Annotated in this window: 22 protein-coding genes; 17 read left to right on the top strand and 5 right to left on the bottom strand. The window is 66.2% G+C overall.

The features are described from left to right. Nucleotides 1-187 precede the first annotated feature (187 nt). On the bottom strand, nt 188-652 hold the full coding sequence (gene smpB / locus ACERLL_RS12685; protein ID WP_373656464.1) for an SsrA-binding protein SmpB: 465 nt from the start codon (nt 650-652) through the stop codon (nt 188-190). Between the two features lie 202 nt (nt 653-854). On the opposite strand from smpB, the gene ACERLL_RS12680 reads away from it, so the two are divergent. The 3 genes from ACERLL_RS12680 to ACERLL_RS12670 are packed head-to-tail and all read left to right on the top strand — an operon-like array spanning nt 855 to nt 3,371. Next, nucleotides 855-2,522, top strand: a complete 1,668-nt coding sequence (locus ACERLL_RS12680; protein WP_373656463.1) for a sodium-dependent transporter — start codon at nt 855-857, stop codon at nt 2,520-2,522. Nucleotides 2,523-2,579: 57 nt separating this feature from the next. Next, nucleotides 2,580-3,020 carry a type II toxin-antitoxin system RatA family toxin gene (locus ACERLL_RS12675; protein ID WP_373656462.1) on the top strand — a complete coding sequence of 147 codons (441 nt, stop codon included), beginning with the start codon at nt 2,580-2,582 and terminating at the stop codon, nt 3,018-3,020. A gap of 15 nt (nt 3,021-3,035) precedes the next feature. Beyond that, nucleotides 3,036-3,371, top strand: coding sequence for an RnfH family protein (locus ACERLL_RS12670; RefSeq protein ID WP_373656461.1), 336 nt, complete (start codon nt 3,036-3,038; stop codon nt 3,369-3,371). On the opposite strand, the gene ACERLL_RS12665 is transcribed toward ACERLL_RS12670, so the two are convergent. Further along, entirely contained in the window at nt 3,344-3,703 is a 360-nt protein-coding gene (locus tag ACERLL_RS12665) for an outer membrane protein assembly factor BamE (RefSeq protein WP_373656460.1), read from the bottom strand. The two genes, ACERLL_RS12670 and ACERLL_RS12665, sit on opposite strands and share 28 nt — an antisense overlap. Before the next feature lie 133 nt (nt 3,704-3,836). Here ACERLL_RS12665 and fur point away from each other — a divergent pair, with 133 nt between their 5' ends. Next, the gene (gene fur / locus ACERLL_RS12660) at nt 3,837-4,271 is read left to right on the top strand and encodes a ferric iron uptake transcriptional regulator (protein WP_373656459.1); all 435 of its coding nucleotides are present in this window, start codon (nt 3,837-3,839) and stop codon (nt 4,269-4,271) included. Between the two features lie 5 nt (nt 4,272-4,276). On the opposite strand, the gene recN is transcribed toward fur, so the two are convergent. Both recN and ACERLL_RS12650 read right to left on the bottom strand, forming a co-directional pair. Continuing rightward, complete coding sequence (gene recN, locus ACERLL_RS12655) at nt 4,277-5,959, bottom strand: DNA repair protein RecN (protein WP_373656458.1); 1,683 nt, start codon at nt 5,957-5,959, stop codon at nt 4,277-4,279. Nucleotides 5,960-6,098: 139 nt separating this feature from the next. After that, nucleotides 6,099-6,980: an NAD(+) kinase gene (locus tag ACERLL_RS12650; protein ID WP_373656457.1), complete on the bottom strand. Its 882-nt coding sequence runs from the start codon at nt 6,978-6,980 to the stop codon at nt 6,099-6,101. Between the two features lie 247 nt (nt 6,981-7,227). Between ACERLL_RS12650 and hrcA the strand changes: the two genes are divergently transcribed. From hrcA to greA, 8 genes are all read left to right on the top strand, one after another. Next, nucleotides 7,228-8,298 carry a heat-inducible transcriptional repressor HrcA gene (hrcA, locus tag ACERLL_RS12645; protein ID WP_373656456.1) on the top strand — a complete coding sequence of 357 codons (1,071 nt, stop codon included), beginning with the start codon at nt 7,228-7,230 and terminating at the stop codon, nt 8,296-8,298. A 176-nt stretch (nt 8,299-8,474) separates the two neighbouring features. Then, nucleotides 8,475-9,089, top strand: a complete 615-nt coding sequence (grpE, locus tag ACERLL_RS12640) for a nucleotide exchange factor GrpE (RefSeq protein WP_373656455.1) — start codon at nt 8,475-8,477, stop codon at nt 9,087-9,089. Nucleotides 9,090-9,161: 72 nt separating this feature from the next. Beyond that, nucleotides 9,162-11,105 carry a molecular chaperone DnaK gene (gene dnaK, locus ACERLL_RS12635; protein ID WP_373656454.1) on the top strand — a complete coding sequence of 648 codons (1,944 nt, stop codon included), beginning with the start codon at nt 9,162-9,164 and terminating at the stop codon, nt 11,103-11,105. A gap of 92 nt (nt 11,106-11,197) precedes the next feature. Continuing rightward, the gene (dnaJ, locus tag ACERLL_RS12630; RefSeq protein WP_373656453.1) at nt 11,198-12,328 is read left to right on the top strand and encodes a molecular chaperone DnaJ; all 1,131 of its coding nucleotides are present in this window, start codon (nt 11,198-11,200) and stop codon (nt 12,326-12,328) included. A 36-nt stretch (nt 12,329-12,364) separates the two neighbouring features. Beyond that, nucleotides 12,365-13,168: a 4-hydroxy-tetrahydrodipicolinate reductase gene (dapB, locus tag ACERLL_RS12625; RefSeq protein ID WP_373656452.1), complete on the top strand. Its 804-nt coding sequence runs from the start codon at nt 12,365-12,367 to the stop codon at nt 13,166-13,168. A gap of 202 nt (nt 13,169-13,370) precedes the next feature. Next, nucleotides 13,371-14,546: a glutamine-hydrolyzing carbamoyl-phosphate synthase small subunit gene (carA, locus tag ACERLL_RS12620; protein WP_373656451.1), complete on the top strand. Its 1,176-nt coding sequence runs from the start codon at nt 13,371-13,373 to the stop codon at nt 14,544-14,546. Nucleotides 14,547-14,597: 51 nt separating this feature from the next. Beyond that, complete coding sequence (gene carB / locus ACERLL_RS12615) at nt 14,598-17,840, top strand: carbamoyl-phosphate synthase large subunit (RefSeq protein ID WP_373656450.1); 3,243 nt, start codon at nt 14,598-14,600, stop codon at nt 17,838-17,840. Beyond that, nucleotides 17,837-18,313 (top strand): transcription elongation factor GreA, encoded by a 477-nt coding sequence (gene greA, locus ACERLL_RS12610; protein WP_373656449.1) that lies wholly within the window; start codon nt 17,837-17,839, stop codon nt 18,311-18,313. Before carB ends, greA begins: the two co-directional genes overlap by 4 nt. A 54-nt stretch (nt 18,314-18,367) precedes the next feature. Here the strand turns inward: greA and yhbY are convergent, their stop codons facing one another. Then, nucleotides 18,368-18,664, bottom strand: a complete 297-nt coding sequence (yhbY, locus tag ACERLL_RS12605) for a ribosome assembly RNA-binding protein YhbY (RefSeq protein ID WP_373656448.1) — start codon at nt 18,662-18,664, stop codon at nt 18,368-18,370. 12 nt (nt 18,665-18,676) lie between these two features. On the opposite strand from yhbY, the gene ACERLL_RS12600 reads away from it, so the two are divergent. The 5 genes from ACERLL_RS12600 to glmM all read left to right on the top strand — a co-directional run bounded on the left by ACERLL_RS12600 (nt 18,677) and on the right by glmM (nt 24,055). Further along, complete coding sequence (locus tag ACERLL_RS12600) at nt 18,677-18,901, top strand: hypothetical protein (protein ID WP_373656447.1); 225 nt, start codon at nt 18,677-18,679, stop codon at nt 18,899-18,901. Nucleotides 18,902-18,946: 45 nt separating this feature from the next. Continuing rightward, entirely contained in the window at nt 18,947-19,561 is a 615-nt protein-coding gene (locus ACERLL_RS12595) for an RlmE family RNA methyltransferase (protein ID WP_373656446.1), read from the top strand. 166 nt (nt 19,562-19,727) lie between these two features. Continuing rightward, nucleotides 19,728-21,647, top strand: a complete 1,920-nt coding sequence (gene ftsH / locus ACERLL_RS12590) for an ATP-dependent zinc metalloprotease FtsH (RefSeq protein ID WP_373656445.1) — start codon at nt 19,728-19,730, stop codon at nt 21,645-21,647. 113 nt (nt 21,648-21,760) lie between these two features. Then, nucleotides 21,761-22,603, top strand: coding sequence for a dihydropteroate synthase (gene folP / locus ACERLL_RS12585; protein ID WP_373656444.1), 843 nt, complete (start codon nt 21,761-21,763; stop codon nt 22,601-22,603). 90 nt (nt 22,604-22,693) lie between these two features. Continuing rightward, nucleotides 22,694-24,055: a phosphoglucosamine mutase gene (glmM, locus tag ACERLL_RS12580; protein ID WP_373656443.1), complete on the top strand. Its 1,362-nt coding sequence runs from the start codon at nt 22,694-22,696 to the stop codon at nt 24,053-24,055. Nucleotides 24,056-24,283: the final 228 nt, after the last annotated feature.

The following is a 24,283-nucleotide window of genomic DNA, read 5'->3' as shown; positions in this document are numbered from 1 at the left end:
GAACCGTCAGGGACGCCAAGCACGCCAAGACGACGAAGGCAGGAATAAAGAGAAAAATATCGGTGGCTTCCGGGCCGGTCGGATCGCAGAGCCGAAATGGACGGTGCAGCTGTTCGGGTGCTCGCCAGGAGAGGCTACAGCCATTATTGTTCGCCTTCCTGGGTGTACTTGGCGGTTGGCCCCGCGCCTACTGGTTCTTTTCCTTCAGTAGCCGTTGCTTCTGGCGCTGCCAGTCGCGCTCCTTGATGTCGGCACGCTTGTCCTGCTTTTTCTTGCCCTTGGCCAGGGCGATCTGCACCTTGGCCAGGCCGCGGGTCCAGTGCATGTCCAGGGCCACGATGGCAAATCCCTTCTGCTGGGTCTGGCCGATCAGGGTCCGGAGCTGGCGGGCGTGCAGGAGCAGCCGCCGGGTCCGCGTGGGGTCGGGGCTCACGTGGGTGGAGGCCTCGGGCAGTGGTGAGATGCGCGCGCCCACCAGGAAGGCCTCGCCGTGGTGGATGATGACGTGGCTTTCCTTGATGTTCGCCCGCCCGGCCCGCAGGGCCTTCACCTCCCAGCCCTGCAGCTCGATGCCGGCCTCGAATTCCTCTTCGATGTGGAAGTCGAAGCGGGCCTTCTTGTTCTGGGCGATCTGGCGCGGTGGTGCTCCCATGGGCTCCTTTTCCCGGAATACTGGCCTGGGCGTAAGCGATCTATGCTACCCGGAAGCGGTAAGCGCCTCAATTCCGCCGAGGGCACGGGCTGGACAAGTCTGGTAGGCTGGTGGCGCTTTTCGCGCCGCCGGTTATCGGCGATTCAGCCCACCCTCGGCCCCACGGGCGGGGCCGCTCTCGGCGAAAGGGGATTTCGCGGCCATGAGCGAGCAACGGGAGCAGTGGCAATCCACCGCGGGCTTCATTATGGCGGCCATCGGCTCGGCGGTGGGGCTCGGGAATATCTGGCGCTTCTCCTACGTCACCTATGAGAACGGCGGCGGCGCCTTTCTGGTGCCCTACATACTGGCCCTGTTCATCGTCGGCATCCCGCTGCTGATGCTGGAGTTCGGTATCGGTCACTACATGAAGGCCTCGGCCCCGGTGTCGCTGTTCCGCATCGACCGGCGCTTCCAGTGGGTGGGCTGGTGGGCCGTGGGCTTCACCATGTTCGGCATCCTGGTGTACTACTGCGTGGTGATCGCCTGGTGCCTGAACTTCATTTTCTTCGCCCTCTACCAGCCTTGGGCCGGCATGGACGGCGGCGCCAACGCCTTCTTCTTCGGGGAGTTTCTGGGTGCGAGCACCGAGGACGGCCTGCGCAAGCCCTTCGAGCTGACGGCGCCCCGTTTCACCATCCTGGTGTCGCTGGCTGTCGTCTGGGCGCTCAACGGCATCATCGTGGGCCGCGGCCTGCGCGGCGGGGTGGAGCCGGTTATCCGGGTGTTCATCCCCATGCTGTTTCTGCTCATGATCGTGCTCGTGATCTGGTCTCTGTTCCTGCCCGGGGCGGGGCAGGGCCTCGCCTGGTACCTGGCGCCGGATTGGAGCAAGCTGGCCGACTGGCGGGTATGGGTGGAGGCCATCACCCAGATCTTCTTCACCCTGTCCCTGGGCTTCGGGATCATGATCGCCTATGCCTCCTATCTTCCGGAGCGGTCCAACATCACACGCAACGCCCTGATCACCGCCTTCGCGGACAGCGGCTTCGCCATCTTCGCCGGCGTGGCGGTGTTCGCCACCCTGGGCTTCATGGCCCAGGCGCAGGGCCAGGGCGTCGACCAGGTGGTAACCAGTGGCATCGGCCTGGCCTTCGTGGCCTACCCGCAGGTGATAAGCGAGCTTCCCTTCCTGCCCACCGTATTCGGCGTCCTGTTCTTCACCGCCCTGGCCATCGCTGGCCTTTCCTCCTCCATCTCCATCATCCAGGCCTTCGTGTCCGCGCTCTCGGATAAGTACGAGGTCAACCGCACCAAGGTGGTGGGTACCGTGTGCACCGTGGGCTTCCTGATGGGAATCGTATTCACCACCGGCGCCGGCATCAGCTGGCTGGACATCGTCGACCACTTCATGACGAGCTACGGTCTGGTGCTGGTAGGCCTGCTCGAGGCACTTATCGTGGGCTGGGTGTTCGGTGGTGAGCGGCTCGGCTCCCATATCGAGGGCGCGGGCAGCTTCCGCTTCAGCAGCCACTACGGCACCTTCATGCGGCTGCTCATGACCGGCGCCCTGGCCTTTACCTGGTTCGGTCTGCACCAGGCGGAAGACGGCCTCGGCACCTTCCTGGGAAGGCTGTTCGTGCTGCTTTCCATCGCCGGCGTCTGGCTGCAGCGCTCCTGGCTGGATTACAGCCTCAAGATCATCATTCCCGTGGCCCTTCTGGGTCTGCTGGATCGGGCCCTGGCCCAGGAGTTCCTCGCCCCCTATGGCGGCTATTCCCCGTGGGCGGTGGTGGGTATCGGGCTGGGGTGGCTCCTGGCTACCCTGGCGGTGGCGGTGATCATCGACCTCCATTCCTGGCGCCAGGAGGACCGGCCCGGAGCCGATTGAGGTCCCCGGGATGGCGACACCCGAGAAAAGAACCGAAACCGGAGGCACTGTCCGTCTATGCCGTCCATGGAACGCAGCGAGGTCGTTCCCTACTCCCCCGATCAGATGTACGACCTGGTCATGGATATCGAGTCCTATCCGGAATTCCTGTCCTGGTGCAGCAAGGGCCGGGTCCTTACCCGGGAGGAGGACAACCTCACCGCCGAGCTGACCCTGGAGTACAAGGGGCTCCGTAAGTCCTTTTCCACCCGTAACGCCTTTCAGCGGCCCAAGCTGGTGGAGATGCGCCTGCTGGAGGGGCCGTTCCGTTTCCTGGAGGGAGTCTGGACCTTCGAGCCGCTGGAGGGCCGCGGCACTCGGGTGCATATGTCCATCCAGTTCGAGTTCGTCAACCGCATGCTGTCCATGATGGTGGGCCCGGTCTTCCACCGGGCGGTGGATACCCTGGTGGCCGACTTCCGGAAGCGGGCGGAATCGGTTTACGGCCGGTCCCGATAAAGGAGGGGGCGGACAATGCAGGTGAGCGTGGCCTATGCGGAGCCGGACCACCAGGAGTGGGTGGAGTTCGAGGCCCCCGAGGGGGTCACCGCCGAGCAGGCGGTGCGGATGTCGGGCATCCTGGAGAAGTTCCCCCACCTGGAGCTTGAGGGGAAGAAGCTCGGGATCTTCGGCAAGCCGGTGAAGAACGATCAGGAGCTGCGGGAGGGCGACCGCGTGGAGGTCTATCGCCCCCTTCAGGCGGATCCCAAGAAGGCCCGGACCCGCAAGCGCAAGCAGGCGGAGGAGGAATCCGGCGGCGAGGCGGAAGGGACTAAGGCCGGTCAGGATGCCCCGGAGGAGGGCACATAGCCTTCGGGGAAGTCGGAGCCCGCCTTCTCCGTGCGTGCCACCCGGCCCTGGCCGTCGAAGAAGACCGACAACCGGCGATAGGTCCGCTCGCCGTCCTCGGAGATCCGCATGAAGACGTAGTCCCAGCGCCGCGGATGGAAGGGGTCCTGGAGAAGCGGCTCGCCCAGGGCCCGGCGCACCTCCGAGCGGCTCATGCCCTGCTCCATCTTTGCCACCTGGCCGCGAGTCAGATAGCTTCCCTGCTCGATGTCCATGGCCGCGCAGCCACCCAGGCCGAGTAGGACCGCTAGACCGGCGGGAAGCAGGCGGCGGGTGGGGCCGGACTTGCACATGGTGCGCTCCCTGGATGGTACTGGAGGACGCATGGAATGCCGCTTTCGTTTCATCGGTCCTCCGGGTGTAAAATAATGATTTAATCCGATTCCCGTTCCCTGTGGGATCGTTTCCCGTGAAGGAGGCCCGTGCATGAGCCGGGAAACCAAGGAACTGAAGCAGGTCGGGCTCAAAGCGACCCGGCCGCGTTTGATGATATTACAGTTGCTCGAGGATGCCGAGGAGCGGCACCTCACCGCCGAGGGGGTCTATCGCAGCCTGCTGGACGCGGGGGAGGAGGTGGGCCTGGCCACCGTCTACCGGGTACTGACCCAGTTCGAGCAGGCGGGGCTGGTGAAGCGCCACCACTTCGACGGTGAGCGCGCGTTCTTCGAGCTGGACGAGAACAAGCACCACGACCACATGGTCTGCGTCCGCTGCGGCCGCGTCGAGGAGTTCGTCAAAGACGAGATCGAGCGCCTTCAGCAAGAGGTGGCCAAGGAGCATGGCTTCCGGCTCACGGACCACCGCATGGAGCTCTATGGGCTCTGCGCGGACTGCATCCGGGAGCAGCAGGACAAGGAATAGGCGGTCTAGTCGGCCGCCTCCGCCTCGGCCAGCATCTCCCGGGCGTTGGCTCGGGTCGAGTCTGTGATGTTGCGGCTGCCCAGGATGCGGGCGATCTCTTCCACCCGGTCCTCGTGGGCCAGAGGCTCCACCCGGGTGTAGGCGCCCTCGGCGTCCGTTTCCTTGAAAATCCGCAAGTGGTGGTGGCCCTGCGCCGCCACCTGGGGCAGGTGGGTAACCGCCAGGACTTGGCTGCGCTCGCCCACCGCCCGCAGCTTGCGGCCCACCATTTCCGCCACCGCCCCCGAGACGCCCACGTCCACCTCGTCGAAGATCAGGGTAGGCACCTCCGTGTGCCGGGCCAGCACCACCTGAATGCCCAGGGACAGGCGCGATAGCTCGCCGCCCGAGGCGATCTTGGCCAGGGAGCGCGGCGGCTCGCCCGGATTGGTCCGCACCCGGTACTCCACCCGGTCCATGCCGTGTGCTCCACCCTCCGCGGGATCGTCGGCGGTCTCCACCGCAACCACCAGGGCGGCGTCCGGCATGCCCAGAACCTGTATCTCCTCGGTGACCCGCTCGGCGAGCTTCTCGGCGCCCGCGCCGCGCATGCGCGTCAGCTCGGCGGCGGCGTCCGCATAGATGCCGCGTGTGCGCTCCACCTCCTTCCGGGCGGCCTCCAGCCTGGGGCCGAGCTCCTCCAGCTCGTCGAGCTCGCCGCGCAGCCGCTCGGCGAGCCCCACCAGCTCCTCGGGCTCCACGTGGTGCTTGCGGGCCAGCTGGTAGACGGTGTCCAGGCGTTCCTGAACCGCTGCCAGTCGCTCGGGATCCGCTTCCAGGCGATTCAGGTAGTGGCGCACGGCCTCCGCGGCCTCCTCCGCCTGGGCCGTGGAGTTGGCCACTAGGTCACGGGCCTCCGCCAGCTCGGGATCGGTCTCCGACAGGTTTTCCAGTTCCGTCTGGGCGTGCCCGAGGCGGTCGGAGACGGAGCCCTCCTCCTCGTAGAGGAGCTGGATCAGTCCCTGGGCGCCCTCCATGAGGCGGTGTGCGGAGCCCAGCCGGTTCCGCTCCGTTTCCAGCTCCTCCGTTTCCCCGGACCGCAGGTCCAGCTCCTCCAGCTCGCTCACCTGGAAGCGCAGCAGTTCCCGACGCTCCTCGCGCTCCCCCTGGCTCCGCTCCAGCTCCTCCAGTCGCTCCCGTGCCGAGCGCCAGTTCCGCCAGGCTTCGGCCACCCAACCGGCCTGCTCCGCGGATCCCGCGAAGGCATCCAGGAGGTCGCGCTGGGTGGCGGTATGGAGCAGGGTGTGATGCTCGCCCTGGCCGTGGATGTCCACCAGCCACTCGCCCAGGTCCTTGAGGGTCTGAACGGGCGTCGGGCGGCCATTGATGAAGGCCTTGGAGCGGCCCTCCCGGGACAGCACCCGGCGGATCACGCACTCGCCCTCTTCGCCCTCAAGGGCCTGATCGCGCAGGATGGCTCGCGCCGGGCTGTCCGGTGGAAGCTCGAAAGTGGCGCTGATCTCCGCCTGATCGGCGCCGCTGCGCACCTGATCGAGGTCCGCGCGGTCGCCGAGCACCAAGCCGAGCGCGTCCACGAGGATGGATTTGCCGGCGCCGGTCTCGCCGGTCAGAACGGCGAATCCGGGGCCGAGCTCAATGTCGCAGGCCGCCATCACGGCGAGGTTGCGGATGGAAAGGTGTTGGAGCATGTCAGCCTGCCCGGTTAATGGGGAAGTCCGGCGGCCCCGGAGCGCGGGGGTCGCGATTCCGGCCCTTCAGTAGATCGCAGGGGCCCGGAGCGGGGCAAGCCGCGGCGCATCCGCACGGGTCGGTCCGCTCCGGCGGCCGTCAATTCCGCTCGCCCCAGCTGAACTTCTCCCGCAGTACGTCGAAATAGCTGCGCCGGGGATCGGAGAGCAGATGCACGTTGTGCTCGTCCCGCTGGATGTGGATGCGGTCGCCGTCCTGCAGGGCGAAGTTCGTCTGGCCGTCCATGGTGAGCTGGACCTCGCCCGGGTTGTTGGCAAGGACCACCTCGATATGGCTGTGGCCGGGAACGATCAGGGGCCGGTTGGTCAGCGTGTGCGGACACACCGGCACCAGGGTGAAGGCGCGCATGGAAGGGTGCACGATGGGTCCGCCGGCGGAGAGGGCATAGGCGGTGGAGCCCGTGGGACTGGCGACGATGAGGCCGTCGGAGCGCTGGGAGAAGACAAACAGGCCGTCGACGTAGGTCTCCATCTCCACCATCCGGGCGATGTTGCCGCGATGGATGACCACGTCGTTGAAGGCCCGCTCCACGGCCAGGTCCCCGGCCTGGCGCTGAACCCGGACCCGGAGCATCATGCGCTCCTCCACCTGGTAGGCGCCGGCCAGCAGATCTTCCAGGCTGCCCTCGATGTTGGTCAGGCTGGTTTCGGTGAGGAAGCCCAGCCGCCCCAGGTTCACGCCCACCAGCGGTATCTCGTACTCGCAGAGGTTGCGGCCCGCGCCGATGAGGGTGCCGTCGCCGCCCACGACGATGGCCAGATCCGCGCGGTTGCCAATGGCCGCCAGGCTGGAGGCCTCGTAGCGGGCCTTCGTGGGCAGGGAGCCGGCGGTGGCGTGCTCTACCAGCACAGTGACGCCCTCGGCGGTGAGCATCTCCACCAAGTGGGCCACGGATTCCTTTACATTGGGGTCGCCGTACTTGCCGATCAGGGCGACCGTCTGGAAGTTTACCGCCTGCACCGTAGGGATTCGCTGTCTCTGTAGGGAAGGGGCTCGCGGGGAACCATTCCCGCGCGAAGGGATCAACCTAGCACGGGGGCGGGCAGCCGCCAAGCCGGCATGCTTCTTGAACGCCCTGTTGCGGAAGCAAAAAATGGGGTATAACGCTCGGCATCGTCCCCGCAGGCCGAGAATTGACACCCTCCGGTCCGCCTGCTAGCTTCCGCTGGCCGGACAGGGGACCAAAGGCAGATAGAGGTAGGCGCGTTTGCACTCCGAGCTGGACGCCCGATCCAAACAGGTATTGAAAGCCCTGGTTCGCCTGTACATCGAGACCGGCGCCCCGGTGGGCTCCCGGGTCCTTGCCCGGGAATGCGGGCTGGATGTCAGCGCCGCCACGGTGCGGAATACGGTAGCGGACCTGGAGGAGCGGGGGCTGGTGCAGTCCCCGCATACGAGCGCCGGCCGGGTCCCCACCAGCCGGGGCTACCGGCTGTTCGTCGGCATCATGCTGGAGATGCGGCCCCTGGCCTCCGAGGAGCAGGCCCAGATCCGGGATAATCTCTACCAGCAGGCCTCCGATATCTACCAGCTGTACCACGCCGTGGGTCGGCTTATCTCCGGGCGCACCCACTACGTGGGCCTGGTCCTGGTGCCGCGCCTGGGACAGGGTCGGTTTCGCCAGATCCAGTTCCTCACCCTTTCCCGGATCCGCATCCTGGCGATCCTGGTTACCACCACCGGGATCGTGCAGAACCGCATCGTCGAGCTGGGTAGGGCCCCTTCGGAATCCGAGCTGGAGCGGGCGGCCAACTACCTGAACGAGCGCTTCCAGGGACGACCCCTGACCGAAGTGAAACGGACCCTGGCCGGGGAAGCACGCGGCGAGCCGGGTACCCTGGAGGCGCTCGCCGCGGAGATCGGCTGGTCGGCCCTGGATTACGACGAGGAGGAGGAACTGTTCATCGAAGGGCAGGGCAATCTCCTCGACTATCCCGAATTCACCCAGGGCGGACGGCTGCGTGAGCTGTTCGAGGTGCTGGAGGCGCCCGAGGAGCTCACCCGCGTGCTGGAGGCGGCCCCCGAGGACGGCCGGGGGGAGGAGAGCTCCGGGGTGCAGCTCATGATCGGCGATGAGGTAGGGCACGAGGCCCTGGAAGACTGCAGCGTGGTCACTGCCAGCTACAGCACCGAGGACGACGGGCTGGGCACCGTGGCGGTGATTGGCCCCGCGCGCATGAACTACGCGGCCACCATTCCGTTCGTGGACTGCACCGCCCGCCAGCTTTCCTCCGTGCTGTCCCTGAACAGTCCACCGGGAGCCAGGGATACCGCCTGATACCCGGTTCCCGCTGCCCGATTTCATCGAACCGATCCCGCCGGGATCGGTTTTTTCGTGAAAAAATTCTTCCTTCCCGGTTGAAACCCGGGAGCCGGGCCCCCAATTAATCCAGGAACCCGCCGGATGGCGGTTCGGGGTTGAACCTAACCGGTGCTTAGATCAACGAGGGAGCCATGACTGACTCCAGCCAAAAGAATGAGGGTGAAGAGCACGTCCCCGAGCAGGAGACGGAGCAGCAGACCCAGGAGACGTCCGACGACCCGGAAACGCTGAAGGCCCGCGTCCAGGAGCTCGAAGGCAAGGTGGAGGAGCTGGAATCCACCGCTTCCGACTACTGGGATCAGGTCCTGCGTGCCCGGGCCGAGGGAGAGAATGCGCGGCGGCGGGCGGAGAAGGATGCCGAGCAGGCCCGCAAGTTCGCCCTGGAGGGCTTCCTTAAGGAGCTGATTCCGGTAAAGGACAGCCTGGAGATGGCCCTCCAGGTCGAAGTGGAGGGAGCCGACAGCGCGCAGAAGCTCCACAAGGGCGTCAGTATGACCCTCGATATGTTCAATGAGGTGCTTTCCAAGCACGGCATCGAGGAGGTCAATCCCGTCGAGGAATCCTTCGACCCCAACTACCACCAGGCCATGAGCACCGTGGAGACCGAGGGTGACCCCAACCAGGTGGTCTCCGTGATGCAGAAGGGCTACCTGCTGAACGGCCGCCTGGTGCGGCCGGCCATGGTGGAGGTCTCCGTCCGACCGGACAGCGCCCAGAAGGACGACGCGGAACAGGACTCCGAATAAGCGGCCCGGCATCGACACGCGATCCACGAAACCGAATCCGTATTACCGAATTCAAGCCAAGGGGATTAGGCCATGGGTAAGATTATTGGCATTGACCTGGGGACCACCAACTCCTGCGTCGCCGTCATGGAAGGCGAGCGCACCCGGGTAATCGAGAACAGCGAGGGCGACCGCACCACGCCGTCCATGGTGGCCTTCACCGAGGACGGCGAGCGTCTCGTCGGGCAGGCCGCCAAGCGGCAGGCCGTCACCAATCCGGAGCGGACCCTGTACGCCATCAAGCGGCTCATCGGCCGCCGCTTCGACGATCCGACCACCAAGAAGGACATCGAGCAGGTGCCCTTCCAGATCGTCGAGGCCGACAACGGCGACGCCTGGGTGCAGGTGGACGACAAGAAGTACGCGCCGCCGGAGATCTCGGCCATGGTGCTGCAGAAGATGAAGCAGACCGCCGAGGACTACCTGGGTGAGGAAGTTACCGAGGCGGTGGTGACCGTGCCCGCCTACTTCAACGACTCCCAGCGTCAGGCCACCAAGGACGCCGGCCGCATTGCCGGGCTCGAGGTGAAGCGCATCATCAACGAGCCCACGGCGGCCTCCCTGGCCTACGGCCTGGACAAGAAGGAGAGCGGCCAGCAGAAGGACCGCAAGGTGGCGGTCTATGACCTCGGCGGCGGCACCTTCGACATCTCCATCATCGACATCGCCGACGTGGAAGGCGAGGCCTCCTTCGAGGTGATGGCTACCAGTGGCGACACCTTCCTGGGCGGCGAGGACTTCGACCTGCGCCTGGTGGACCACCTGGCCGACGAGTTCAAGGGCGACGAGGGCATCGACCTGCGCAAGGACCGCCTGGCCCTGCAGCGGCTCAAGGACGCCGCCGAGAAGGCCAAGATCGAGCTGTCCTCCAGCCAGCAGACCACGGTGAGCCTGCCCTTCATTACCGCCGATCAGAACGGGCCCAAGCACCTGGAGATCAAGGTCACCCGGGCCAAGTTCGAGTCTCTGGTGGAAGACCTGGTGCAGCGCAGCATCGAGCCCTGCAAGACCGCGCTGAACGATGCCGGGGTCTCCGCCAAGGAGGTGGACGATGTGATCCTGGTGGGCGGCCAGACCCGCATGCCGCAGGTGCAGCAGCAGGTGCAGGAATTCTTCGGCAAGGAGCCGCGCAAGGACGTCAACCCCGACGAGGTGGTGGCTATCGGTGCGGCCATTCAGGGCGGCGTGCTGGCCGGCGACGTCAAGGACGTTCTGCTCATGGACGTGACGCCGCTGTCCCTCGGCATCGAAACCCTGGGCGGGGTGATGACCAAGCTCATCGAGAAGAACACCACCATCCCCACCAGCGCCTCGCAGGTGTTCTCCACCGCCGAGGACAACCAGAACGCGGTGACCATCCACGTCCTGCAGGGCGAACGCGATATGGCGAGCGGCAACAAATCCCTGGGCCGCTTCGATCTCAGCGACATCCCGCCGGCCCCGCGCGGCGTGCCGCAGATCGAGGTCACCTTCGACCTCGACGCCAACGGCATCCTCAATGTCTCCGCCAAGGACAAGGGCACTGGCAAGGAGCAGTCCATCCAAATCCGCGCCGGCTCCGGGCTCTCCGAGGAGGAGGTGGAGCAGATGGTGCGGGATGCCGAGGAGCACGCCGACGAGGACAAGAAGCAGCGTGAGCTGGTGGAGAGCCGCAACCAGGCCGACAGCCTCATCCACTCCACCCGCAAGTCCCTGGAAGACTATGGCGACAAGGTGAGCGACGAGGACAAGCAGAACATCGAGTCGGCCATCTCCGAGCTGGAGCAGACCCTGGAGGGTGAGGACAAGGAGGCCATCGATCAGGCCATGGAGAAGCTGGCCCAGGCCTCGCACAAGCTCGCCGAGCAGGCCTATCAGCAGGCCGGTGCCGAGCAGACCGCCGAATCCGGCGGCGAGCAGGCCAGCTCCGATAGCTCCGATGACGATGTGATCGATGCCGAGTTCACGGAAGGCGACGACAAGAACAAGAACCAGTAAGGTATCATCACGCAAGCGTCCGGAATCAGGCGTGGGGGCTCCCCGCGCCTGATTGCCATTAGACGGAACCGAATTAACGGGAAAGGGCTTTCATGGCTCAGCGGGATTATTACGAGATCCTCGGAGTCAGCCAGGACGCCTCCGATGAAGACCTCAAGAAGGCCTATCGGCGTCTGGCCATGAAATACCATCCGGACCGCAATCCGGATGACGAGGATGCCGAGGAGAAATTCAAGGAGGCCAAGGAGGCCTACGAGGTCCTGTCGGACTCGCAGAAGCGGGCTGCCTATGACCGCTTCGGCCACGCCGGCGTGGAAGGCGCCGCGGCCGGAGGCGGGGGCGGCGCCGAAGGGTTCGGCGGTTTCGGCGATATATTCGGCGACATTTTCGGCGATATATTCGGTGGCGGCGGCCGGGGTCGGCAGCGGGCCTACCGGGGCGCGGACCTGCGCTATTCCCTGGATCTGTCCCTGGAGGAGGCGGCCCGGGGCACCGAGGTCACCATCAAGGTGCCGAGCAAGGTCAAATGCGATACCTGCGAGGGCTCCGGCGCCAAGCCGGGAACCTCCAAGAGCAAGTGCTCCACCTGCGGCGGCATGGGGCAGGTGCGAATGCAGCAGGGCTTCTTCTCGGTCACCCAGCCGTGCCCGGATTGCGGCGGCGAGGGGGTCAAGATCGAACAGCCCTGCACGGATTGCCGCGGCACCGGCTTCCAGCGCCAGGAGAAGAGCCTGGAGGTGAACATCCCGGCCGGGGTGGACAGCGGCGATCGCATCCGCCTTTCCGGCGAGGGCGAGCCGGGCGAGAACGGCGGCCCGCGCGGCGACCTGTTCGTGGAAGTGCGCATCAAGCCGCACCCCATCTTCGAACGGGAAGGTGACGACCTGCGCTGCGAGGTGCCCATCAGTATCACCCAGGCCGCGCTCGGCGATCAGGTCACCGTCCCCACTCTGGAGGGCGAGGCCAAGATGAAGGTGCCCGGGGGCACCCAGTCCGGCAAGACCTTCCGACTGCGCGGCAAGGGTATCCAGGGGGTCCGTTCCTCCCGGCCCGGGGATCTGCTCTGCACCGTGAAGGTGGAGACCCCCGTGAACCTCAACAACCGCCAGAAGGAGCTGCTGCGGGAGCTGGAGGAGGAGGCCGGGAAGCAGAACGGCTCCCATCCGCACAGCAAGTCCTGGTGGGATAAGGTGCGCGACTTCCTCGACCGCCTGGCGTCCTGATCGAGGCGCGCGCTTCGGAACCTGAAAGGGTAGGGCATGACCAGAATCGTGATTACCGGCGCCACGGGCCGGATGGGCCGCACGCTGCTGCAGGCGGTGGACGGGGACGGACAGGCCGAGCTCGCCGGCGCCGTGGATCGCCCCGGCGGCGAGGCGGTGGGCCGGGACGCCGGGGAGCTGGCGGGAACCGGGCCGCTGGGCGTGGCGGTGGGCGATGACCTGGCGGGCGTCCTCCCGGGGGGCGACGCCGTTATCGACTTCACCCTGCCCGAGGCCACCGCCGTCTACGCGGAACAGTGCGCCGGCGCCGGGGTCCCGCTGGTGGTGGGGACCACCGGCTTCGACGAGGCGCAGCAGGGCCGGCTGAACGCCGCCGCGGAGCGGGTGCCGGTGCTGGTGGCGCCCAATATGAGTATCGGTGTCAACCTCACCTTCAAGGTGCTGGACATGGTGGCCCGGGCGCTGGGGGATGATTACGACGTGGAGGTCATCGAGGCCCACCACCGCAACAAGGTGGACGCACCTTCCGGCACCGCCCTGCGCATGGGGGAGGTGGTGGCCGATGCCCTGGGCCGGGATCTGGCCGAGGATGCCATCTATGGCCGGCAAGGGCGCACGGGCGTGCGGGATCAGAAGACCATCGGCTTCGAAACCATCCGCGCCGGGGATATCGTGGGCGAGCACACGGTCTTATTCGCCGGGGCGGGAGAGCGCGTGGAGATCGGCCACAAGGCGTCGAGCCGCATGACCTTCGCCAGCGGCGCCGTCCGCGCCGCCAAGTGGGTTACCGGGCAGCCGCCGGGCCGGTATGACATGCAGGATCTGCTCGGCCTTCGTTGACAGCCGTATCGGACCGCATTAGCCTGTACGGCTAAGCGAAAAAGCAAGGTGCCGCCCGCTTTAGCGGGCTGCCGGTCCGATCTGAACGCCGGGCCGGGAATAAAACGCGGGAGCCCAGCCTCCCGCTTTTGTGTGTCCGGACGACGCGGGGCCTGCCCCCGGACTCCAGTTTTTCCCGATCGCAACTTCGTTGGGGGATGTGGTGAGTGGACCAGCCATCCTGGCCCTGGAAGACGGGACCATCTTTGACGGGTATTCAATCGGGGTACCCGGCCGGCAGGTAGGGGAGGTTTGCTTCAATACCTCCATGACGGGGTATCAGGAGATCCTCACGGACCCCTCGTATGCCCGCCAGATCGTTACGCTGACCTATACGCATATCGGAAGCACCGGGGCCAACCCGGAGGATGACGAGAGCCGGGAGGTGTTCGCATCCGGGCTGGTCATCCGGGATCTTCCGATGCAAACCAGCAGCTGGCGGGCCGCCGAGGGGCTTACCGACTACCTGTGCCGCAACGATGTGGTGGCCATCGCGGGCATCGATACCCGTAAGCTGGTCACCCATCTGCGCGATCAGGGCGCCATGCGCGGGGTGGTGGCCGCGGGGGAGGACCTCGATGCGGAGGCCCTGGTCGCCGAAGCCCGGGGCTTCCACGGGCTTACCGGCCTGGACCTAGCGGGGGAGGTGAGCACGCCCCACAGCTACAGCCTTACCCAGGGGACGTGGAGCCTCGATCAGGGCGGCCTGCCGGCGCCCAAGCAGCCCGACGATCTGCCCTTCCACGTGGTGGCTCTCGATTACGGCTGCAAGCAGAATATCCTGCGGCTGCTGGTGGATCGCGGCTGCCGCGTGACCGTGATGCCCGGGACGGTTACCGCGGAAGAGGTGCTGGCCGCCGATCCCGACGGAATTTTCCTGTCCAACGGGCCGGGCGATCCCGAGCCGGTTACCTATGCGGTGGAGGCGTTGCGCCAGCTCCTGGCCTCCGGGGTCCCGATCTTCGGGATCTGCCTGGGCCACCAGCTCCTGTGTCTCGCGGAAGGCGCCCGCTCCGAGAAGCTGAAATTCGGCCACCGTGGCGGCAACCATCCGGTAAAGAATCACGAATCCGGTCGGGTGGAGATCACCGCTCAGAACCACGGCTTCGCCATCGACGGCGACTCGCTGCCGGAGGCCCTGGAGGTAACCCATACCTCCCTGTTCGACGGCACGCTGGAAGGGGTACGGCACCGCAGCCGACCGGCCTTTTCGGTGCAGTACCACCCGGAGGCCAGCCCGGGTCCCCACGATTCCCAGTACCTGTTCGACCAATTCCTCGCTCTCATCCGGGAGTATCGGGGCGAAGAGCCGGCTGGCCCCGTGCGTCGCGAGGCCTGAGGGGCCTCTTTTCGCATCCTTTCCGCTCCCCTGACGCCGAGTAGCGCCCGAATGCCCAAACGTACAGATTTAGAATCCATCCTCATCGTCGGTTCCGGGCCCATCGTCATAGGTCAGGCCTGCGAATTCGACTATTCCGGCGCCCAAGCCTGCAAGGCCCTGCGTGAGGAGGGCTACCGGGTCATCCTGGTGAACTCCAACCCGGCCACCATCATGACCGACCCTGAGATGGCCGACGCCACCTACATCGAGCCACTCAGCTGGCGATCGGTGGCGAAGGTGGTGGAACGGGAGCGCCCGGATGCCCTGCTGCCCACCATGGGTGGCCAGACCGGACTGAACTGCGCCCTCGACCTGGACCGCTACGGGGTTCTGGAGGAGTACGGCGTCGAGCTCATCGGCGCCTCCAAGGAGGCCATCGATAAGGCCGAGGACCGCGATTCCTTCAAGCACGCCATGGAGAAGCTGGGTCTGGGCCTGCCGCGCTCCGCCTTCGCCCACTCCATGGAGGAAGCCCAGGAGGTGATGGAGTACGTGGGCTTCCCCACCATCATCCGCCCCTCCTTCACCCTGGGGGGCTCCGGCGGGGGAATCGCCTACAACCGGGAGGAGTTCGACCACATGGTGGCGCTGGGCCTGGAGGCCAGCCCGACCAACGAGGTCCTGCTGGAAGAGTCCATCATCGGCTGGAAGGAGTACGAGATGGAGGTTGTCCGCGACAAGGCGGACAACTGCATCATCGTCTGCTCCATCGAGAATCTGGACCCCATGGGCGTGCACACCGGTGATTCCGTGACCGTGGCGCCGGCGCAGACGCTCACGGACAAGGAATACCAGGTCATGCGCAACGCCAGCCTCGCCGTGCTGCGGGAGATCGGCGTGGAGACCGGAGGGTCCAATGTCCAGTTCGCGGTGAACCCCGAGGACGGGCGTCTGGTCATCATCGAGATGAACCCGCGGGTATCCCGCTCCTCGGCCCTGGCCTCCAAGGCCACCGGCTTCCCCATCGCCAAGATCGCCGCCAAGCTGGCGGTGGGCTACACGCTCGACGAGCTGCAGAACGACATCACCAAGGTGACTCCGGCGAGCTTCGAGCCCTCCATCGACTACGTGGTCACCAAGATCCCGCGCTTCACCTTCGAGAAGTTCGCCCAGGCGGATCGGACCCTCACCACCCAGATGAAGTCGGTGGGCGAGGTGATGGCCATCGGCCGCACCTTCCAGGAGTCCTTCCAGAAGGCGCTGCGTGGGCTGGAGCAGGGCAGCTACGGCCTGGAGGAGCGCATCGCCGCCGAGGTAGAGGGGCCGGACGAGATCCCGGAGCGCCTGGACCACTACCTGCGGAATCCCGGCCCCGACCGGCTCTGGTACATCGGCGACGCCTTCCGTAACGGGATGCGCCTGGAGGAGGTCTTCGACCGCACCTGGATCGACCGCTGGTTCCTGGCGCAGATCCAGGGGATCGTTGAGGCGGAGAAGGGGCTATCCGGACTGACCCTGGAGGATCTGGACTCCGGCAGCCTGAGCGCCTACAAGCGAATGGGGTTCGCCGACCGGCGCCTGGCCGCGCTGCTGGGGACCCGGGAGGCCACCGTGCGGGCGCGGCGCGCCAAGCTCGGCGTGCGGCCGGTCTTCAAGCGGGTGGATACCTGTGCCGGGGAGTTCGAGTCCTTCACTCCATATCTCTACTCCACCTTCGAGGAGGAGTGCGAGGCGCGGCCCACGGAACGCCAGAAGATCATGGTGCTGGGCTCCGGTCCGAACCGCATCGGACAGGGCATCGAGTTCGACTACGCCTGCGTGCACGCCAGCCTCGCCCTGCGCGAGGACGGCTACGAGACCATCATGGTCAACTGCAATCCGGAGACCGTATCCACCGACTACGACACCAGCGACCGCCTCTACTTCGAACCGCTGACCCTGGAGGACGTGCTGGCCATCGTCGAGCTGGAGCAGCCCACCGGGGTCATCGTACAGTTCGGCGGCCAGACCCCGCTCAAGCTGGCCAACGACCTGGAGGCGGCCGGGGTGCCCATCATCGGAACCTCGCCCGACGCCATCGATCTGGCCGAGGACCGCGAGCGGTTCCAGAACCTCATCCACCGGCTGGGCCTCAAGCAGCCGCCCAACCGCATCGCCTTCACGCCCGCCCAGGCCCGCGAGGCGGCCCGGGAAGTGGGCTATCCCCTGCTCGTTCGGCCCTCCTATGTGCTCGGCGGCCGAGCCATGGAGATCGTCTACTCCGAGGCCGACCTGGACCGCTATATGACCGAGGCGGTGCGCGTGTCCGAGGAGCATCCCGTGCTGCTGGACCGCTTCCTGGTGGAGGCGGACGAGCTGGATGTGGACGCCGTGGCCGACGGCGAGAAGGTGGTGATCGGCGGCCTCATGGAGCACATCGAGGAGGCCGGTGTCCATTCCGGCGATTCGGCCTGCTCGCTGCCGCCGCACGACATGGCCCCCGAGGTGCTGGAGGAGGTTCGGCGCCAGACCAAGATGCTGGCCCAGGCCTTGCATGTGGTGGGCCTGATCAACGTCCAGTTTGCTGTTCAGGACGGGACGGTTTACGTTTTGGAGGTGAACCCGCGGGCGGCCCGTACCGTCCCATTCGTTTCCAAGGCCACCGCCCGGCCGCTGGCCAAGATCGCGGCCCGGGCCATGGCGGGAATGTCCCTTGCGGAGCAGGGGGTGGTCGGGGAGGTCATCCCGCCCTTCTATTCCGTGAAGGAGTCGGTGTTCCCGTTCATCAAGTTCCCGGGCGTGGATACGCTGCTGGGCCCCGAGATGAAGTCCACCGGCGAGGTCATGGGGGTCGGGGCCACCTTCGGCGCGGCCTACGCAAAGGCACAGAGCGGCGCGGGCGTGGTGCTCCCCGAGAAGGGGCGGGTTTTCGTATCGGTGCGGGATGCGGACAAGGAAGGACTGGTGCCGGTGGTCCGGCGCTTGGCCGAGCTCGGCTTCGAGTTCGTCGCCACCCGGGGGACGGCTTCGGCGCTGGAGGAGGCGGGCGTCGACCTGACCGTGGTGAACAAGGTCAAGGAGGGCCGCCCGCATATCGTCGACCGCATCAAGAACGGTGACATAGATGTGATCATCAACACGGCGGCCGGCAAGAGCGCCGTGGCGGATTCATATTCCATTCGACGTACTGCGCTCCAGCACGGGGTAACCTACTTCACCACGCTCGCCGGGGCCGAGGCCTCGGCCGCAGCCATCGCCAGACTGCGGGAGGGCCCCATGCAGGTGCGCAAGCTACAGGAACTGGCCCAGTTGCGAGAGGAAAAACCGGCATGAGCGAACAGGTTCCCATGACCAAGCAAGGGGCGCAGCAGCTCAAGGACGAGCTGCAACGGCTCAAGCACGAAGAGCGTCCCCGCGTGGTCGAGGCTATCGCCACCGCCCGGGAGCATGGCGATCTTTCCGAGAACGCCGAGTATGATGCCGCCAAGGAGCAGCAGGCCTTCGTCGAGGCCCGCATCCGGGAGCTTGAGGACAAGATCGCCCGGGCCCAGGTCATCGATCCGGCCGAGATCAACATGGAGACCGTGGCCTTCGGGGCGACGGTTTCCCTGGTGGACGACGAGAGCGGCAAGGAAGTGCAGTATCAGATCGTCGGTGACGAAGAAGCCGACATCAAGCAGAACAAGATCAGCATCAACGCGCCAATCGCCCGGGCGCTCATCGGCCGCGGCGAGGGGGAGGTGGTGGACGTGCAGGCCCCGGGCGGAACGCGCACCTACGAGGTGGTGGAGATCGAGTACAAGTAGGGGCGGATGGTCGCCCTCCGCCGGGGAGGCTTCTCCCCGGTGGCTTGAGGGGGATCAGGTTGCCGGAAGTTGGATCTGCGGTTCCTCGGCGGGCCGGAAAAGGACGGCCATGCGACCGATCTCCTGCACCAAATCGGCGCCCGTCCGGTCGCAGATGTCCTTTGCCAGGGCGCGTCGCTCCTCGCGGTCGCCTTGTTGGAAGCGGACCTTGATCAGCTCGTGGTGGGCCAGGGCCTCGTCGGTTGCCGCGGTAACCGCCTCCGTGAGGCCCGCCTCGCCGAGCTGGACCACCGGGTGCAGCGAATGGGCTTTGCCCTTCAGAAAGCTGCGTTGTTTGTTGGTCAATGCCATGAGAACCTCGCGATGAACATGTCCACCTCCGATTCCGACCTGGATTACGCGCTGGGCCGGGTGAAGATGCAGGCCGCCGCCCTTCTGGTGGGGATGCCCTTCTACAGTCTGGTGGTGACAGTGCTGCTGACCGGGATCGGCCAGGCGCTGGCCCTGGGCCTGTACGGCGTGGCCGCCGGCGGCTGGGTGATCTGGCGGACCCGCAGGGCGGTGCGGGGGGCCGCCGAGGTCCGGTAGGATAGCATCCGGTCCGGTACCTCCCAATATAAAGAGGCGCTCCGCTTGGGGAAGAGCAATCGCTGGCAGCGCCGCCAGGCCGCGGATCCCTACGTGGCGGAAGCCCGGCGGGCGGGATACCGGAGCCGGGCGGCGTTCAAGCTGACGCAGATCGATGACCGGGACCGCTTCCTGACACCCGGTTCGGTGGTCGTGGATCTCGGGGCCGCACCCGGGGGCTGGATGCAGGTGGCCGTGGAACGGCTCGGCGACGGCGGCACGGTGATCGGGATCGACCGGCTGCCCATGGATTCCGTTCCCGGGGCAACGATAATCCGGGAGGACTTCGCCACCGACGAGGGGCTCGCCGCGCTGCGGACGAAGATTGCCGGGAGGCCGGTGGATGTGGTTCTGTCGGATATGGCCCCCGAGCTTTCCGGGATCAAGGTTGCCGATCAGGCCCGGGCCATGGAATTGTGCGAGCTGGCCCTGGAGCTGGCCCGCGAGGTCCTGCGGCCGGGAGGGGCCCTGGTCATGAAGGCCTTCCAGGGGGAGGGCTTCGAGGAGCTTTTGCGCGCGCTGCGGGCGGAATTCCGGAGCGTCGCCGCCCGCAAGCCGGAGGCTTCGCGGGGGGAAAGCTCCGAGCAATATCTGGTGGCTCGCGGGTTCTCGGGAAACTGAGCCGCCAGCCAGCGGTCTCAGGTCGTAATAAGAAATTTTTGCCTTCAGCACCTTGAAGTTGCGCCGGGCGGGTCATTGCATCCGTCGGCGGCTGATCCTAGAGTGAACGTGCGGCTGATTGACCAATGCGGGCTGTCCCGCGCCGGCGATCGGACGAGGAGCGATTGTGAACAACGTTACGAAGAATATTGCCCTTTGGCTGGTTATCGGCCTGGTTCTGGTGATGGTATTCCAGAGCTTCAGCCAGACCGAGCAGCCCGGCAACCAGGTGAGCTTTTCCGAGTTCATGCACCAGGTCGAGCAGGGCAACGTGACCCAGGTGACCATCAAGGGCAGCCAGATCAACGGATCCTTCCTGGACGGCAAGCGGTTCTCCACCTATGCCCCGGCGGATTCGGGGGTCGTGAAGACGCTGCGCCAGCATGATGTGTCCATCACCGCGAAGCCGGAGGAAGGGACCTCCATGCTGGTCTCCATCCTCATCTCGTGGTTCCCCATGCTGCTGCTGATCGCCGTGTGGATCTTCTTCATGCGCCAGATGCAGGGCGGCGGTGCCGGCGGCCGCGGGGCCATGTCCTTCGGCAAGAGCAAGGCCAAGATGCTCACCGACGAGAGCAATAAGGTCCGCTTCGAGGACGTGGCCGGGATCGATGAGGCCAAGGAGGAGGTCGAGGAGCTCGTCGACTTCCTGAAGGAGCCCGAGAAGTTCCAGAAGCTGGGCGGCCACATCCCCAAGGGCGTGCTGTTCACCGGACCGCCCGGCTCGGGTAAGACCCTGCTGGGCAAGGCGGTGGCCGGCGAGGCCGGGGTGCCGTTCTTCTCCATTTCCGGCTCCGATTTCGTGGAGATGTTCGTCGGCGTGGGCGCCAGCCGTGTGCGCGATATGTTCGAGCAGGCCAAGAAGCAGGCGCCCTGCATCATCTTCATCGACGAGATCGATGCCGTGGGCCGGCAGCGCGGCGCCGGGCTGGGCGGCGGTCATGACGAGCGCGAGCAGACCCTCAATCAGCTGCTTACCGAGATGGACGGTTTCGAGGGCAGCGAGGGCGTCATCGTCGTGGCGGCCACCAACCGGCCCGACGTCCTCGACCCGGCGCTGCTGCGGCCCGGCCGCTTCGACCGCCAGGTAGTGGTGCCGCGCCCGGACGTGCGCGGTCGCGAGTTCATTCTCAATGTGCACATGAAGAAGGTGCCCTTCGCCGACGACGTGGAGCCGTACACCATCGCCCGCGGCACGCCCGGCTTCTCCGGCGCGGACCTGGAGAACCTGGTGAACGAGGCCGCCCTCATGGCGGCGCGCCGCGGCGGTCGTCTCGTGGAGATGCAGGATTTCGAGACCGCCAAGGACAAGGTGATGATGGGCCTGGAGCGCAAGTCCATCGTGCTCTCCGAGGAGCAGCGGCGGACCACGGCCTACCACGAGTCCGGGCACGCCCTGGTGGCCAAGCTGATCCCCGGTACCGATCCGGTGCACAAGGTCACCATCATCCCGCGCGGCCAGGCCATGGGGCTGACCATGCAGCTGCCCGACGAGGATCGGTACAACTATGAACGGCAGGAGATCCTCAACAACATCGCCATCCTGATGGGCGGCCGCATCGCCGAGCAGGTCTTCCTCAACCAGATGACCACCGGTGCCGGCAACGACATCGAGCGGGCCACGGAGATGGCCAGGAAGATGGTGACCGAGTGGGGCATGTCGGAGAAGCTGGGCCCGCTCACCTACGGGGAGAAGGACGAGGAGGTGTTCCTCGGGCGCGAGGTGACCCAGCACAAGAACATCTCCGAGACCACCGTGCAGGAGATCGATGCCGAAGTCCGGTCCATTATCGAGACCGAGTACAAGCGGGCCCGCCAGCTGATCGAGGACGACCGCGAGACCCTCGAGAAGATGGCGGAGGCGCTCCTGCAGTGGGAGACGCTGGACTCCAAGCAGATCAACGACATCATGGAAGGCCGGGATCCGAGGCCGCCCCAGGGTCCCGAGGGCGGCGGTCCCAGCCCCGAGCCCGGCCCGGCAGGGGACAACGACAGCGGCCGCCCCGTGGAGCCCGCTGGTGGAGGACAGCCTGCCGAACAGCCCTGACCCGGTCCTCTATGTCCCGGTTAGCGCGAACCGACTTGCTCGGTTCGCGCTTTTTTTGTACCTATTGAGTCCGGCGTCATGGAGGCGTTGGGCTGAACCACAAGGAGAGAGGCATGGCCAGGGAGCTGCGTTTCAAGGACCTGACCCTGGATCTGGAGCGGCCCCGGATCATGGGGATCGTGAACGTTACCCCGGATTCGTTCAGTGACGGCGGCCGCTATGCGGACCGCGAGGGCGCGGCGGCGCATGCCCGCAGTCTCGTGGAGGCGGGAGCGGACATCCTGGACGTGGGCGGCGAGTCCACGCGTCCGGGGGCCACGGAAGTTCCCGTGCAGGAGGAGCTGGATCGCGTGATTCCCGCCGTGGAGGCGGTCGCCGGACTGGGTGTCCCGGTTTCGGTGGATACCCGCAAGGCGGCGGTGATGCGGGAGGCGGTGGCCGCGGGGGCGACCCTGATCAATGATGTCTCGGCCCTCGAGCACGATCCGGATTCCGTGTCGGCTGCGGTGGAGCTCGATGTTCCGGTATGCCTTATGCATATGCAGGGTACCCCCGAAACCATGCAGGATGATCCCCGGTACGAGGACGTGGTGTCGGAGGTGAAGACGTATCTGGCTAAGCGCATGGAGCATTGTCAGCAGGCCGGGATAAAAGCCGATAATATCTTGGTGGATCCAGGGATCGGCTTCGGCAAGACCGTGGAGCACAACCTAGCGCTCATGCACGCACTGGAAAATTTTGCCGAGCTGGGCCGTCCCCTCCTGGTGGGAACCAGCCGGAAATCCTTGACCGGTAAGCTCTTCGACCGGGCGGTCCACGAGCGGACTTATTTCGATGCGGCGCTGGTGGCTTGGTCGGTGACACACGGGGCGGACATCGTGCGCGTGCACGATGTGCAGGCCATGTATGATGTCGTCCGAATGACCGAGCTCTTGAAACGGGGGCGCCGGCCCTGAACAGACCCGTTCCGGGCCGGTGGCCGTAAAGGGGGTGGCTGTACCCCGGAACGCCGCCGAACAGGCGGCTAGTCAGTTAGGGAGAAAGGCTTGAGCGGAAAGCGTACCTTCTTCGGCACGGACGGGGTGCGGGGACAGGTGGGTGAATGGCCCATCACCCCGGACCAGGTACTGAAGCTCGGTTGGGCGGCCGGGCGGGTGCTCGCCGGGGACAACGGCGACCATCCCAGGGTGGTGATCGGCAAGGATACCCGCGTATCGGGCTACCTGCTGGAATCGGCGCTGGAGGCGGGGCTCGCCGCCGCGGGCGTGGATGTCCTGCTCATTGGCCCCATGCCCACCCCGGGCATTGCCTACCTGACCCGGGCCCTGCGCGCCGATGCCGGCGTGGTCATCTCTGCTTCCCACAACCCCTTCGCGGACAACGGAATCAAGCTCTTCGGTCCGGACGGCTGTAAGCTGGCTGATGACGTGGAAGCGGCCATCGAGAGCCGGATGGCGGACCCCCTTCTGACCGCCGAGCCGGCCAAGCTTGGCAAGGCCACACGGGTGGAGGATGCCGCCGGGCGCTACATCGAGTTCTGCAAGCACACCTTCCCCAAGGATCTGACTCTGGAGGGCATGCGGCTGGTGGTGGACTGTGCCCATGGCGCCACCTACCGGGTGGCTCCCCAGGTGTTTCGGGAGCTTGGCGCCGAGGTGATCGAGGTGGGCGCTCGACCGGACGGTTTCAATATCAATGAGGACGTGGGCTCCATGCATCCCGACACCATGGCCGCGGAGGTGGTGGCGCGGGAGGCGGACGCCGGAATGGCCTTCGACGGCGACGGGGACCGCGTGGTGTTCGCCGACTCCCGGGGACGGATCGTGGACGGTGACGGTGTCCTCTATCTGGCCGCGCTGGAGATGAAGAAGCGCGGCGAGCTGGATGGCGGCGTGGTCGGGACGATCATGTCGAATCTGGGGCTGGAGCAGGGCCTGGCGGGAGCGGAAATCCCCTTCGAGCGCGCACCCGTGGGAGACCGTCACGTCTTCCAGATGCTCCGGGAGCACGGCTGGATTCTCGGAGGAGAGCCCTCCGGGCACGTCATGTGCCTGACCCGGAATACCACCGGCGACGGTATCGTGACTGCGCTGATGGTGCTCGCAGAGCTGGCCCACTCGGGTCAGCCGCTGGATCAGGCGGTAGCGGATCTGCGCTATTTCCCGCAGGCGCAGGTAAGCATCCGCCTGCCCGAGCAGCGCGATATCGGGGAGTTTCCGGCCGTGGCGGAAGTGATCCGCCAGGTGGAAGCCGAGCTGGGCGAGGAGGGCCGGGTCGTGGTGCGCAATTCCGGCACGGAGCCCAAGGTACGGGTGATGGTGGAAGGCCGAGATGAGCCCGGTACCCACGCGCTGGCGGAGCGTATCGCCGAAGTGGTGCGTGCGGAGGTGGCAACCGCCCAGGCCTGAAGCCGGCTTCCCGGGATTCCGGCGTCCGAACGGCATGCCGCCCCGCGGTGGCGGGGCGGTCACCCAGGCGGGCTACGGCCCCTGGAGGATATAGCTCGCAGGGACCGCCATTTCCCTCTTTCGGCCAGTGAATGGCATTTCCCCGCCTGTAATCCGGGTCTTCGTTGACCCTGCGTTCCCGCACGGCTAAGATGGCTCGTTTTCCGACAGGATTACCGAGGAGGGAGG

It is taken from the genome of Thiohalorhabdus sp. Cl-TMA (assembly GCF_041821045.1).
Taxonomy (GTDB): Bacteria; Pseudomonadota; Gammaproteobacteria; order Thiohalorhabdales; family Thiohalorhabdaceae; genus Thiohalorhabdus; species Thiohalorhabdus methylotropha.
The sequence above is the reverse complement of the archived record's forward strand: the minus strand, read 5'-3'. Positions and strand labels throughout refer to the sequence as shown.